General features: G+C 56.3%; 13 protein-coding genes and 1 pseudogene. 6 read left to right on the plus strand and 8 right to left on the minus strand.

Features of this window, described 5'->3' with window-relative positions:
- Nucleotides 1–195: 195 nt before the first annotated feature.
- Nucleotides 196–1,212: a phosphotransferase enzyme family protein gene (locus tag ACVWZJ_RS09375; RefSeq protein WP_187147247.1), complete on the minus strand. Its 1,017-nt coding sequence runs from the start codon at nucleotides 1,210–1,212 to the stop codon at nucleotides 196–198.
- A 359-nt stretch (nucleotides 1,213–1,571) separates the two neighbouring features.
- Here ACVWZJ_RS09375 and remA point away from each other — a divergent pair, with 359 nt between their 5' ends.
- From remA to ACVWZJ_RS09405, 6 genes and pseudogenes are all read left to right on the plus strand, one after another.
- On the plus strand, nucleotides 1,572–1,841 hold the full coding sequence (gene remA, locus ACVWZJ_RS09380; RefSeq protein WP_011431727.1) for an extracellular matrix/biofilm regulator RemA: 270 nt from the start codon (nucleotides 1,572–1,574) through the stop codon (nucleotides 1,839–1,841).
- A gap of 100 nt (nucleotides 1,842–1,941) precedes the next feature.
- Nucleotides 1,942–2,589, plus strand: coding sequence for a guanylate kinase (gmk, locus tag ACVWZJ_RS09385; RefSeq protein WP_369791759.1), 648 nt, complete (start codon nucleotides 1,942–1,944; stop codon nucleotides 2,587–2,589).
- Nucleotides 2,590–2,799: 210 nt separating this feature from the next.
- Nucleotides 2,800–4,110 (plus strand): annotated as a pseudogene (locus tag ACVWZJ_RS09390) (RNA-guided endonuclease InsQ/TnpB family protein).
- Nucleotides 4,111–4,206: 96 nt separating this feature from the next.
- Entirely contained in the window at nucleotides 4,207–4,665 is a 459-nt protein-coding gene (speD, locus tag ACVWZJ_RS09395; RefSeq protein WP_414328672.1) for an adenosylmethionine decarboxylase, read from the plus strand.
- A gap of 119 nt (nucleotides 4,666–4,784) precedes the next feature.
- Complete coding sequence (locus ACVWZJ_RS09400; RefSeq protein WP_457395910.1) at nucleotides 4,785–5,723, plus strand: fused MFS/spermidine synthase; 939 nt, start codon at nucleotides 4,785–4,787, stop codon at nucleotides 5,721–5,723.
- A gap of 93 nt (nucleotides 5,724–5,816) precedes the next feature.
- Nucleotides 5,817–6,968 carry an NAD-dependent epimerase/dehydratase family protein gene (locus ACVWZJ_RS09405; protein ID WP_457384670.1) on the plus strand — a complete coding sequence of 384 codons (1,152 nt, stop codon included), beginning with the start codon at nucleotides 5,817–5,819 and terminating at the stop codon, nucleotides 6,966–6,968.
- Here the strand turns inward: ACVWZJ_RS09405 and ACVWZJ_RS09410 are convergent.
- The 7 genes from ACVWZJ_RS09410 to glyQ all read right to left on the minus strand — a co-directional run bounded on the left by ACVWZJ_RS09410 (nucleotide 6,965) and on the right by glyQ (nucleotide 13,670).
- Nucleotides 6,965–7,876, minus strand: a complete 912-nt coding sequence (locus ACVWZJ_RS09410; protein WP_414406999.1) for a histone deacetylase family protein — start codon at nucleotides 7,874–7,876, stop codon at nucleotides 6,965–6,967. The two genes, ACVWZJ_RS09405 and ACVWZJ_RS09410, sit on opposite strands and share 4 nt — an antisense overlap.
- A 57-nt stretch (nucleotides 7,877–7,933) precedes the next feature.
- Nucleotides 7,934–8,254 (minus strand): hypothetical protein, encoded by a 321-nt coding sequence (locus tag ACVWZJ_RS09415; protein ID WP_457395911.1) that lies wholly within the window; start codon nucleotides 8,252–8,254, stop codon nucleotides 7,934–7,936.
- A gap of 596 nt (nucleotides 8,255–8,850) precedes the next feature.
- On the minus strand, nucleotides 8,851–9,222 hold the full coding sequence (gene rsfS / locus ACVWZJ_RS09420) for a ribosome silencing factor (protein ID WP_011431734.1): 372 nt from the start codon (nucleotides 9,220–9,222) through the stop codon (nucleotides 8,851–8,853).
- 42 nt (nucleotides 9,223–9,264) lie between these two features.
- Nucleotides 9,265–9,870, minus strand: a complete 606-nt coding sequence (yqeK, locus tag ACVWZJ_RS09425) for a bis(5'-nucleosyl)-tetraphosphatase (symmetrical) YqeK (RefSeq protein WP_457395912.1) — start codon at nucleotides 9,868–9,870, stop codon at nucleotides 9,265–9,267.
- Complete coding sequence (lepA, locus tag ACVWZJ_RS09430; RefSeq protein ID WP_414328663.1) at nucleotides 9,863–11,674, minus strand: translation elongation factor 4; 1,812 nt, start codon at nucleotides 11,672–11,674, stop codon at nucleotides 9,863–9,865. The genes yqeK and lepA overlap by 8 nt, the downstream gene beginning before the upstream one ends.
- 331 nt (nucleotides 11,675–12,005) lie before the next feature.
- Nucleotides 12,006–12,533, minus strand: coding sequence for a LabA-like NYN domain-containing protein (locus ACVWZJ_RS09435; protein ID WP_457395913.1), 528 nt, complete (start codon nucleotides 12,531–12,533; stop codon nucleotides 12,006–12,008).
- Nucleotides 12,534–12,683: 150 nt separating this feature from the next.
- Nucleotides 12,684–13,670 carry a glycine--tRNA ligase subunit alpha gene (glyQ, locus tag ACVWZJ_RS09440; protein WP_414328660.1) on the minus strand — a complete coding sequence of 329 codons (987 nt, stop codon included), beginning with the start codon at nucleotides 13,668–13,670 and terminating at the stop codon, nucleotides 12,684–12,686.
- Nucleotides 13,671–13,691: the final 21 nt, after the last annotated feature.

Here is a 13,691-nt window from a genome sequence, read left to right on the forward strand (position 1 = left end):
TCGAGATTGAGCGTTATCGTCATTTGAAACTAGATTGAGACACTTCCTAGGCGTTTCGCGACCGCCCCCAGCCCCTCTCCCTCTGGGGGAGGAGAGTCGGGAAGCAATGCCACAGAAATATTTAGAAATGTTTCATTCCTATGCCGCGGTAGCAGATCCCAAAACGAGCTGTCAAAAGCTGGGCAAACCTGTTGGCTACCTTCCCTCTTTCCGCTGCTCACAAGACAAAAGGGCGCGCATGGACTCCAACAGTTGGGGTGCCCTCTGGGTGAGGTCTTGATAGAGGCAAATTTGCTGTTGGCAGCGGGCCAGGTTATGGGCTTTGCGGCTGGGGTAGCGCTGGGGATCCCAATTCCAGTAGGCGTCTTCAAACCAATCCTGCAAGAAGCGCATCCCCAATTCCAGGGTAATCAGTTGGATCCCTTGGAGAAGGAGTTCCGGTTGTAGGGCGTGCAAGTTCCCGGTTTGGGCATAGCCCCGCAACCCGGCCAGGATCGCCTCTGGCTGAAGGGTATTTCCTCGTTTGCCCCAGGAGCGCAGGGCATCCCCCAATTCAACATAGAGATTGTGATACATGAAGGTGTCCAGATCCACCAGGCCCACAAATCGCCCCTGCTCATCGAACAAAAAGTTGTTGAACTTGAGATCGGCGTGGATGATTTGAGTTGGGATCCCCGAGGGCAGCAGAAGATTGGGCACAGTTTCGATTAAAAACTGCCATTCTGCCTGCACTTCTGGGGCCGGCTCATACTGGCGTAGCTGTTGCCAAAGGTGAGCCGTATCGTGAAAATGCGGGATCTGGAAGCGAAAACGATAGTCCATCTGGGCCAAGAGTCGATGCAGGCGTCCAACGGCTGCCCCCGCCTCTTCCAGATAGCCCCAATTGGGAGGAGTTGGGTGACAGGATCCCGGCAGACAATCCATGACCCGCCACAGCCCTTCTGCCCAGGACAAGTGCAGGGATCCATCGCGAGCGCGGCGGAATTGGGGGACGGGGAAGCCGTGTTGTCTCAGCCATTGGCCGATGGCTTGACCATCTTCAGTGACAGCAGGATCAAATCGGGGGTGAAGGCGCTGGACGATGAAGGATCCCTCAGAGGTGTTGAGTTTCCAAGTTTGGTGAATGAGGCCCACTCGGATGGCTTCGGGTGGCTCTGGATCCCCCAGTTGAAAGTGCTGGACAAGGGGATCCAGCCAAGTCAGGTCAAGCATAGGCAAGGAAGAAATCTATTCAAGCTTGGGGTGCTGGGTCGATCTTTTCGTTTTCAGAGCTGCCTCAAACTGCTTACCACAGCGGCGGCCTTTGAGGCTTACAGTTCAAGTTCTATTGAAGTGGCTTCATGTTGACGATTTTACCGTCCTCGATAAACAGGGCAAGTTGTTTGGGAGGGTGCAGCTTGTTATGCAACCACAGCCTTTTTGCGGCTCACCCGAACGGGACTTGTCGCCAGAACTCACTGCCCAATTGGCCGAGAACTCAGGTGTCGTTGTGGCAAACCCGCGAAAGAGCCCCATTTGCTACCTTAATGAAGGTTGCTGGCCGGACAACCGTTAGGTTCCCTCATCACCCCATGGATACCCGCCTAATCAACATTGGCTTTGGCAACATCGTCGCCGCTGGGCGTGTGGTCGCCATTGTCAGTCCCGAGTCAGCTCCCATCAAACGCATCATCAGCGATGCCCGCGAGAGGGGCCAGTTGATAGATGCCACCTATGGTCGTCGTACCCGCGCTGTCATTATCACCGATTCCGGGCACGTCATCCTCTCCGCCATCCAACCCGAAACCGTTGCCAACCGCTTCCTCACGGCCAAGCCCGGTTTGTCAGAGGAGACCGAGTGAAAGCCCATCGCTGTGAGCCGTTTGAGAAACCAGAAGTGAGATATCCTAAAACCAACCCAAACAAGTCAATTGCCCAGCCGTCTTGCGTCGGTCTCTGTCTATGCCAACCTCTCCTACCCCGGTTTCCTCTGAGTGTACGCAGCAGCAGGGATCCCTTCCGGCTCCTACCCCGCGCGGTCGCTTGGTGGTTTTGACAGGGCCCAGCGGAGTGGGTAAGGGTACGCTGGTCAACCAGTTGCGCCAGCGCCACCCCGAGCTGTATCTCTCGGTTTCGGTCACCACCCGCCCCCCCCGCCCCAGCGAACAGGAAGGTGTCAACTACTACTTTCGCAGCCGGGAGGAATTTCTCAACTTGATTGAAGCCAACGAGCTGTTGGAATGGGCACAGTATGCGGGCAACTTTTACGGCACTCCCCGCGAGATCGTGTTCCAAAAACTCAATCAGGGTCAGGATGTGCTGCTGGAAATTGAGCTGGCGGGGGCCCGTCAGGTGAGGCAACAGTACCCAGATGCCATTCGCATCTTTCTCTGTCCCCCTTCTCTGGAAGAGCTGGAACGTCGCATCCGCGAGCGCGGACAAGACTCAGAGGCCAGCATCGAGCGCCGCCTGGAACAGGCCCGCAAGGAATTGGATGCCCAAGACGAATTTGACTACGTGATTGTCAACGACAACCTGGAGCAAGCGCTGCAGGAGCTGGAAGCCCTGCTCTATCCCCCCTCTCCCTCTTCAAAGGAGCAGCAGCCCTAGCTTCTCCAGCCCCTTCCCGGAACGCTGGTGTCGGTGGTGCAGTGGCTCCAGATTGGGCCTAGGGTTAACTTTCGGTTAAGAAAAAAGCTGCTGGGGAGGGTAGTTTGGCTTTACCAAAAAACTGGGTCTGAAGCCCCGCTCTAAGGCCTACGGCCCGCTGACGCGACTAGGGCGGCTTTTATCTCGTTAGACCTTTGCTAAGATGCACTCATGCGCGTCCTCGAAGCCAAGCTCCTCAACGGCACAGCAGCACAGTACCAAGCCCTGGACGAGGCCATCCGGACTGCTCAGTTTGTCCGCAACAAATGCCTGCGCCACTGGATGGATAACCAGGGGGTGAACAGGGCCACGTTGTACTCCCTCTGCAAAGACTTGGCCAGAGAGTTCCCCTTCGCTCAGAAGCTGAACTCCTCTGCCCGGCAAGCCAGTGCGGAGCGAGCCTGGTTTGCCATCTCCAACTTCTACCGCCGCTGCAAGGAGAAGGCAGCCCGGGAGGGCTATCCCAGGTTCCAGAAACATTGCCGCTCCGTGGAGTACAAAATCTCCGGCTGGAAGCTCTCCCAAGATGGAATGTCCATCACCTTCACGGACGGCTTCCAGGCAGGCACCTTTGCCCTGTACTGCAACGGCGAGGCGCGGCGGGACATCCTCACCCTGAAAATCAATCGGGTGCGGGTAGTGCGGAGAGCCGATGGCTACTACGCCCAGTTCTGCCTGGACGTGGAGCGTCGGGAGAAGGTGGGCTACACCGGCGAGGCGGTGGGGCTGGATGTGGGCTTGATGCACTTCTACACCGACAGCCACGGCCACAAGGTAGAGTGCCCCCAGTTTTTGCGTCGTGCCGAAAGGAGGTTAAAGCGAGAGCAACGCAGGTTAAGTCGGAAGTTTCGGAGAGGGGCCAAACCCCAATCCAAGAACTACCACCAGCAGAGGAAGCGACTGGGCAAGGTGCATCTCAAAGTCCAACGCCAGCGTAGAGACTGGGCTGTGAAGCTGGCCCGGTGCGTGGTGGCGTCTCACGACGTCGTGGCGTATGAGAACTTGCAGGTGCGCAACTTGGTACGGAATCACCACTTGGCCAAGTCGCTCGCGTAAGCGGTGCGGAGCACTATTCACGATGCCGGGTGGAGTTTATTCACCGGGTGGCTGGACTCCTACGGGAAAGTCTTCAACAAGGTGGTGGTGGCCGTGCCGCCCCAGTACACCAGTCAGGACTGTTCTCGGTGTGGCCACCGGGTGAAGAAGACGCTGTCCACTCGCACCCATCAATGCCCGCAGTGTGGGGTGGTACTTTGCCGGGATGAGAATGCGGCCATCAACATCCTGCGCAAAGGGTTGGAGTTGTTGGGTGAGGAGTGGAACAACGGTACCTTTGGGCAAAAGGGAACCGCCCCGAAAGGGGGAACGCCTGGGGAGAAAGGCCTACGGCCCGCTGCCGCGATGAGCACCGCTGCTGTGGAGGGGCAACCTGACACGGTAAGTGCTGTCGCAGAACCAGGAACCAGAATCCCCTGCCTTTAGGCAGGGGAGTATGTCAATTGTGAGATAATGGTAAAGCTGCGCTTTCTGTGCAGCCTCTGGTTCTAATCAGTTCTATCTGGCCAATTAGGGGATAGTATGCTGCACACACTATCTGGCCAATTAGGGGATAGGTCTCCAGCTCTGATCGGGATCCACTGTATCCTGGAGCTTTACGACTGCCCGGCCAAACTTTTGGATGATGCCTCTCTGGTGCAACAGGCTTTGCGAGAGGCAGCCAGACGCTCCAACTCCACCTTTTTGGGAGAGCTGTGCCATCCATTTGAGCCACAGGGGATTACAGCCCTCGCTCTTTTGGGGGAATCCCACATCTCCATTCACACCTGGCCCGAAGCGGGCTACGCGGCGGTGGATGTGTTCACCTGTGGTCGCCACACCCGACCGGAAGCGGCCTGTGAATATCTGATCGACGTGTTTCAAGCGCGACGATATTCCCTGCGCAAGGTGCCCCGCCGCACCGCGCAACCGACACTCCTGGAAGAGGCCCCAGACTCGGCTGAGGTGCTCACCTGTGAAGCGACCCGACGAAGGCGCTGAGATCTTCGCCAATCGCAGCTTTTTCCAGACTGTCATGGGGGCCATCTGTAGGCTGGGTGGGATCCGATTCACCCCAGAGGTCGGTCTATGTTGCTGGAAAAAGCTGTAGCGAGGTGCTTATGAGCAGCCCGAGAAGTTTCTTCTGGGTTCAGGAGTACTTTACCCCTTGGGACTACACCGCCCGTGCCGTCACGCGCATCTTGGCCTACCGAAAAACCCCTTTCCAGGAGATGCTGATCGCCGAGACGGGGGCCTTCGGCAAGGGTCTGATGCTGGATGGGCATTGGCAATCCACTACCGTGGATGAGTTTCTGTACCACGAGGCTTTGGTTCATCCGGCTATGGTGCAGGTTGTCCAAGCGGGCGGGATCCCCCGGCGGGTACTGGTGTTGGGGGGGGCAGAAGGGGCAACGCTGCGGGAGGTGCTGCGTTGGCGCTCGGTGGAGCAGGTGGTGATGGTGGACATCGATGGGGAGGTGGTGGCAGCCTGCCGAGAGCACCTGCCGGAAATGCACCAGGGATCCTTTGAAGATCCGCGGGTGGAGGTGGTGATTGCCGATGCCTTGGATTTTCTCCAGGAAACAGGCCCCATTTGGGATGTGATCCTTTCCGATCTCTCCGATCCCATTGAGTCCGGCCCTGCCTATCGCCTCTTCACCCAGGAGTTTTTCCGCCAGATCCGCTCCAAGTTGCAGCCAGATGGGGCTTTCACCATCCAAGCCGGGCCGACGGGGCCGGTTGAGCTTCATCAACACACCCGCATTGTTCGCACCCTGAAAACGGTGTTTGCCGCTGTGCAGCCCTACTCCATCTATGCCCCCACCTACGGTGGCCCGCTGGGTTTTGCCCTGGCAGCTCAGGATCCCATCTCCCCCAGGCCAGAACCGGAGCAGATCGACCAGATTCTGAGCCAACAGTTGGATCCCGAGCGAGGGGCACTGCAATTCATCGATGGCATCACCCTTCTGGGCCTCTACCAAGTCCCAGCTCACCTGCGCCGTGCCATTGCCGCCGAGACCACGGTTTATACCCTGGACAACCCGCCTCGCATCGAATAAGGGGCTATCCAGCACCCCGAAGGGATCCCAGGAGAGTTTGTCTTTGGTGCCATAACTTGGTAGATTCGTCAGCAGCCGAATTTTGCTTCCCTGATGAAAGTCCTGGTTATTGGTGGTGACGGATACTGTGGCTGGGCGACGGCCCTATACCTATCCAACAGGGGTTATGAGGTGGCCATTCTCGATTCCTACGTCCGCCGCCTCTGGGATCTGCAACTGGGGGTTTCTACCCTGACCCCAATTGCCCAGCTAGAGCAACGGGTGGATTGCTGGAAGGGGCTAACCGGCAAGGACATTCCCATCTTTGTCTGCGACGTTACCAACTACGAAGCCCTGATCTCCTGCATGCGCCGCTTCCCGCCGGAGGCCATTGTTCACTTTGGCGAGCAGCGCTCTGCCCCTTACTCGATGATCAGCCGCGAACACGCGGTAATGACCCAGGTGAACAACGTGGTGGGCACCTTGAACATCCTCTACGCCATCAAGGAGGAATTTCCCGATTGCCACCTGGTGAAGCTGGGCACCATGGGCGAGTACGGCACCCCCAACATCGACATCGAGGAGGGGTACATCACCATCGAGCACAATGGCCGCAAGGATACCCTGCCCTACCCCAAGCAGCCGGGATCCATGTATCACCTCTCCAAAGTACACGACAGCCACAACATCCACTTCGCCTGCCGCGTCTGGGGCCTGCGGGCCACCGACCTCAACCAAGGGGTGGTATACGGCGTGCTCACAGAAGAAACCGGCATGGACGAGGTGCTGATCAACCGTCTCGATTACGATGGCGTATTCGGCACAGCTCTGAACCGCTTCTGCATTCAAGCGGCCGTGGGCCATCCGCTGACAGTGTATGGCAAGGGCGGCCAGACCCGCGGTTTCCTGGATATCCGCGACACGGTGCGCTGCGTGGAGCTGGCCATTGCTCACCCTGCCGAGCCGGGCCAATTCCGGGTGATGAACCAGTTCACAGAGCAATTTAGTGTTGAGCAACTGGCGTTGCTGGTGCAAAAGGCGGGAGCCACCATGGGCCTGAAGGTGGAAATCAACCACCTGGAGAACCCCCGCGTCGAGCTGGAAGAGCACTACTACAACGCCAAAAACACCAAGCTCCTAGACCTGGGCCTCCAGCCCCACTATCTGTCCGATTCCCTCTTGGATTCGCTGCTCAACTTTGCTCTCAAGTACAAGGATCGGGTGGATGTGCGGCAGATTTTACCCAAGGTGAAGTGGAAAGGTTAACTCTCCAGGCAAGCTTGGGCCAGGCTCAGCCAGCCGCGCGCCAGGTTGTCCAGGTTATAGCCGCCTTCCAAGCCGAAGAGGGTTTTGCGGGTCACCTGCTCCAGGCAGAGGCGGGCCATGCGGCCAAAGTCTTCCGGCTCTAGCCGCATACCGGCCAAGGGATCCCCTTTGGCACAGTCGAAGCCGGCGCTCACCAGCAGCAAATCCGGCTGGAACGCTTGCAAGAACGGCAAGATCTTCTCGTCGAGGGCCTTTTTGTAGGCCAACCAATCCGAGCCGGCAGGCAAAGGCACGTTGCAGAGGTTGCCGTGGATCCCGGTTTCGCGAGCGGAGCCGGTGCCGGGGTAGAGGGGAAACTGATGGATGGAGGCATAGGCCAGTTGGGGATAGCGCTCCACCACCGCCTGCGTGCCGTTGCCGTGGTGAACATCCCAATCGAAAATCGCCACCCGCTTTACCCCCGGCTGATCCAACGCCCACAGCGCCGCAATGGCTGCGTTGCTGAATAAACAAAACCCCATTGCCCGTTCTGGCTCTGCGTGATGCCCAGGCGGACGACACAGCACCAAAGCCGGCTGAGCGGTGGCCAAAACCGAAGCAGAGCCGGCAATCCAAGCTCCCACAGCCAGGCGCGCTGCCTCAAAACTTCTCCCCGAGAGAGCAGTGTCGGCATCGATGTGTCCCCCACCTGCTGTTGCCAACTCAGCCACCTGTTGAATGTGCCGACGCGAGTGTACTCGCTCCAGCTCTGCCAGCTCCGCCAAGGGGGGATCCCGCCATTCCAACTGGTTGGCAAAAGGGGCACCACGCAGCGCCTTAACAATGGACTGCAAGCGAGCCGGACGCTCGGGGTGAAATGGCCCAGTATCGTGGCTGAGGAAAATATCAGAATAGTAAACAGGCAACATGGGCAGAGGCAACAAGCTAAGGCAACGCCTTTGCAGTGTAGCTTAAGCCCGCCCCCTCTATCCGTAGAAGACCTCTGACATGGATCCCGCATAGGGGTCAAGGCCAAAAGAGGCTTGTTGGAGTTTTTGATTGACCACATCCCGCACTACCGACCGCAGCAATTCCAGCTCAGAGGAATTGAGTTGATCGCGGCTGGGACACTCATCGGCAGCCAGCCACATGTAGATGGCGGGGACCCGGTTTAGGATCTGCTGCATCATCCCTTCCCGCTCCCTAGCGTCATGAAACACCTGTTGATGGGGGTGCTCAGTGGAGAGGATAGTTTCCAGTTCTCCCAATGCCAGGTACTCGACGATATTAACCAACATCTTTTCCATGATGAATGTCCCTCCTAAAAATCCCTGTCGCTCTTAAAAACAGACATTAAACAAAAAACGCTGCTTCCCCATCTTCCTCCGCTGCTTTTGGCACCGGATTTTGCCTACAGGCCGACCATTTAAGCCGGTTGCAGTTAAGTCTGCCGTCGGGAAGAAGTTGCGGTTTCGTTCGTAAGATCCTCTTGTGCAGCCAATCCTTGCCTCCTCTATTCGCCTCGTTTGCCTTTCCACTTGCCGCTGAAAGCAGCCAATAGGAGCCATCAGCAGCTGGAAAATCTTTTTGCTGGTATTCAGTACCAACGAAGAATTATCAGCGTTCAAGAGAAACAAGGTAGAGCGTTTAACAAAGACTATAGAAACTCGACTGCAAAAGGCAGGAAGATCTTACTCAGCTATTTGTCATTCACTACCCTAACACGTGACTGTGTAAGAAATTGCGGGAATATTAAGAAACTTACATATTTCTTGACAATTGACTAAAACTTCTGTCTGTCAAGGAGGCCCTGGAAGGCAGTTAAAGAGTTGTAAAGAGCAACTCTTCCCTTGGCTCCAAGCTCTGAAGAACTGCCAAATCCAGGGATCCAAAACAAATAGATTTAGCCTGCTATGGGCAGATCGACTCGCTGAGCCTGGATCCAGAAAGACTCTAGGTCATAGTAGTCCCTTTCCTGTTGCATAATCACATGGACAATGAGATCGGCATAGTCGATCAGTATCCAAGAGGCCGATTCCTGCCCTTCGATGCGGCGCGGAGTTTGTTTCCACTCGTCCCAAACCTTTTCCTCAATTGCTCGGGCAATGGCGCGGACTTGCGTAAGCGAGTAGCCGCTGACCAGAAGAAAGTAATCTGCCAAAGTGGAGACTTGGGATACATCCAGCAGAACGATATCGCCACCTTTTTTCTCTTCTGCCGCGCGAGCTGCACTCAGCGCCATGCAATAGATGGGATCCCCAGCAGGGGCAGGCATGAGATGTAGCAACTAAAACCCTCCTGAAACGACTGAGTTAACCTAGGACACCGCTTTTTCTAAAGGATGTAACAAAAAATGATTCCGAGTCATGAGTGTGCGCGGATGAACCACCTGATTCCGGTCTAGCAAAAATTTTAGGCTCAAGTCACATACTCCCACTACGGTTTTAGACAAATCTACAAAAGCCATCTGCCGCAACCGCTCCAATTCTGGGCTGTTGCCCCGATTCGGCTCCAGGGCATCGGCCACGAAAACCACGCAACTGAGGGGATCCATGCCGGGCTGCCCTAGCGTGTGGTTGGCAATGGCCGCCAAAATCTCCGGATCCTGTACCTGAAACTGCTCCCGCGCCACCAGGGATCCCACCTCAGCATGCAGGATGTGAGGTTCGGCCCGCTCAATTTCATCCAGCTCCCGTTCCTGAGCCACCCTTTGCAACAGTTGCTCCGGCGGGAAAGCCTTGGCCAAGTCGTGCATCAGGCCTGCCCAGGCAGCTTTCTGCTCATCCAGCCCATGGTGGGCCGCCAGTTGCCGGGCCATCGCCTCTACCCCCAAGATATGGCGGAGGCGAGGAGGAGACACCCGCTCCTGTAGCCAGGCCAACACCTCTTCCCGCCCCAGTTGAGTGCCCATCGCCCTAGTCATTCTGCAGCTTCAGCACGGCCATAAACGCTTCTTGGGGCACATCCACTGTTCCCACCGCCTTCATGCGTTTTTTCCCCTCTTTTTGTTTTTCCAAAAGCTTGCGCTTGCGGGTCACGTCTCCTCCGTAGCATTTGGCCAAGACGTTTTTGCGCAGGGCCGGTATGGTTTCACGAGCAATCACTTTAGAGCCAATCGCCGCCTGAATGGGCACTTCAAATTGATGGCGTGGGATCAGCTCCCGTAACTTGGCAACTAGGGAACGGCCTACATAAAAAGCTTTATCCCGATGCACAATCGTGGATAGAGAATCCACCACATCGCCGTTGATCAAAATGTCCAAACGCACCAAATCATCGGCGCGATAGCCAATCATTTGGTAGTCCATGCTGGCATAACCACGAGTGCGTGATTTCAATTGGTCGAAAAAGTCGGTGACCACTTCCGCCAGGGGCAGCTCATACACCAGCGTAGTCCGACCCTGCGCCAGATATTTCATGTCTTTAAAAGTGCCGCGTTTGGTCTCACACAGCTCCATCACGGTACCGACAAATTCCTCAGGAAGAATCACCTCTACCCTGACAATCGGCTCCTCAATGCTGGTGCGCTCGTTGGGGGGAGGCAGCTTGCTGGGATTGTCCACCCGAATCACAGAGCCGTTGTTGAGGGTAACTTGGTACACCACCGTCGGAGCTGTGATCACCAGATCGAGATTGTACTCCCGCTCTAGGCGTTCCTGCACCACCTCCATGTGCAGCAGGCCCAGAAAACCACAGCGGAAGCCGAAGCCCATGGCGCTGGAAATTTCTGGCTCAAAGTACAGGGCAGCATCGTTGAGCTTGAGCTTTTCCAGAGCCTCTTTGAGTTCGGCGTACTGATCGGAGCTGCTGGGGAACAGGCCACAAAACACCATCGGCTTGGCTTCTTTGTAGCCAGGCAGGGGCTCAGGAGCTTTGCGATTCACCAGTGTGATGGTATCCCCAACACGGGCGTGTTCCACGCTCTTGATGGCGGCGGCCATGTAGCCCACCTCGCCCGCATGTAGGGCATCCACCGGCTCTTGGTTGGGACGCATCACCCCCAGCTCGGTAATCTCGTATTCTCGGCCAGAGGCCATAAAGCAAATCTTGTCCCCCGTTTTCACCTCCCCGTCCATGATGCGCACATAGACGATCACGCCGCGATAGGCGTCGTAGTAGCTATCGAAAATCAAGGCCCGCAGGGGATCCGCCACTGTATCCCGTGGGGGGGGCACCCGCTGCACAATGGCCTCCAGAATCTCTTGAATGCCAATACCCACCTTGGCAGAGGCCAGGATTGCCCCGCTGCAGTCGAGGCCGATTACCTGCTCAATCTCGGCAATGACCCGCTCCGGCTCGGCGCCCGGCAGGTCGATTTTGTTGATCACCGGAATAATTTCCAGGTTGTTCTCCAGGGCCAGGTAGACGTTGGCCAGGGTTTGGGCCTCCACCCCTTGAGAGGCATCCACCACCAGCAGCGCCCCTTCACAGGCGGCCAGGGAGCGGGAGACTTCGTAGGTGAAGTCCACATGCCCCGGCGTGTCGATCAGGTTCAAAACATAGTCTTGGCCGTCTTGGGCACGGTAGTTCATGCGGGCCGCCTGCAGCTTGATGGTAATGCCCCGTTCCCGCTCCAGTTCCATGCTGTCCAGCAGTTGTGGCTTCATCTCGCGGGCTGAAACGGTGCCCGTTTCCTGCAGGAGGCGATCGGCGAGGGTGGATTTGCCGTGGTCGATGTGGGCGATGATGGAAAAGTTGCGAATACGGGAGACAGGAACGCCGGTCATAAAAACCTGATCAGGGCAAAGATTTTTTACAATGCTAGCCTCTCTGCTCCCCTGCCTGAACTGAGGTTGCCCAGAAGTTGGCTGCCAAGGGGAGAAGACACAGCCCTTCTGCCGGACACCAGAGCACCCTACTGGAATTGGCCGGGACAGCTCCTTTCCGGCAGCGCTGACTAGAGCCGGTACAACAGACGTGCCGCTTGTGTGGCAGGGATGGGATCCGTGAAGATGGAAAAAGCCAGAACGAACTTAGGCGGTGTTGTCGCCAGCTCGCCAGGAGGCTATGGGTCTGACCCGACGGCAGAGGAAGCAGTCCAGAACCCTGCCCAAAGCACTACTTGTCTAACTTCTCAATGTAGGGGCGAATGTCATTGAGGTCGATGTAGCGGTCGGTGGCGTTGCGCAGCTCGCGGGCGATCATCCCTTCGGTGGAGACAACTGTAATCAGCGTGTTTTTGGAACGCAACAGCTCGACGGCCCGCTCAAAATCTCCATCGCCGCTAAATAGAATGATCCTATCGTACTGGCCAACGGTGTTGAACATATCGATTACTATTTCGATATCCAGATTTGCTTTTTGGGAGTACCGACCGGAGTCTTCATCTCGATATTCTTTGAGGATCTTGGTGCGCACAGTGAAGCCCATGCTGATCAGAGCGTCTCGAAAGGCCCTCTGATCATGGGGATCCTTGATGCCGGTGTACCAAAATGCGTTGACCAATTCAACATTCGGCTGTGATCTAACAAAATAATCCAACACCCGGCGTGGGTCAAAAAACCAGCCATTTTTCTGTTGAGCATAAAACATATTATTGCCATCAATAAAGATGGAAACCCGAGTGATGGGATGATGGTAAAACATAAAGATTTTCCGAAAAAAGTAAGGTGAACTGGTCAGAAAAAGAGGATGAAAACGAGGTCACTGACTTTCCACAAGAGCCATTTGGGCAGCCAGCACCTTGCTGACACCAATCTCTTATCATAGCCAAAGGTGGGATCCCTTTCTCAAGAATTAACTCTGGGGAGAGGCACCCCTGTAAACCAAAGCGGGTTCCGGTTGCCGCAGGGCATAGCTGGATCCCGGTCGATCGGCTTGGCTAACGTACAGCTCCGCCAATTGTCGAGCCAGGTTACGGATGCGCCCAATGTAGAGGGTGCGCTCGGCTACAGCAATGACACCACGAGCGTCGAGCAGGTTAAAGGTGTGGGAGCACTTGAGCACATAGTCGTAGGCGGGCAGGAGCAGAGACACGGCCAACCGATCCGGCAACACCTGTTTCTGCAGTTTCTGTTGGGTGGTTTCGATCAAACGCTTGGCCTCGGCTTCGTAGAGCCGGAACAATTCCAGTAGCATCTCCGGATCGGAATACTCGAAGTTGTAATAAGATTGCTCGACCTCATTTTGGAAATAGATTTGTCCATAGGTAATCCGTCCCAGAGAAGGATGCTCATTCCAGCAGAGATCGAAAACCGAATCCACCCCCTGCAGATACATGGCCAGGCGCTCTAGCCCATAGGTAATTTCTACAGAAACCGGGCGACAATCTTGTCCGCCCACCTGCTGAAAGTAGGTGAACTGGGTTACTTCCATGCCGTCCAGCCACACTTCCCAGCCCACGCCCCAAGCCCCCAAGGTGGGAGATTCCCAGTCATCTTCCACAAAGCGAACATCGTGTTCTGCCGGGTTCACGCCCAAAGCTTGCAGGCTATTTAGGTACACATCTTGAATGTCATCGGGGGAGGGCTTGATCAACACTTGGTATTGAAAATAGTGCTGCAGGCGATTGGGGTTTTGACCGTAGCGTCCATCGGTGGGGCGGCGACAGGGTTCGACATAGGCCACTCGCCAGGGATCCGGCCCCAAGGCGCGCAAAAACGTGTGGGGGCTCATGGTGCCGGCGCCTTTTTCCAGGTCGTAGGGTTGTAGGATCAAGCAGCCCTGCTCCCCCCAAAACTGTTGCAGGCGAAAGATCAAGTCTTGAAAGGTGTGGGCTGACATGGCAGGGGTTGGGCAGAGATG

The sequence above is a fragment of the Thermostichus sp. OS-CIW-29 genome (assembly GCF_054058195.1).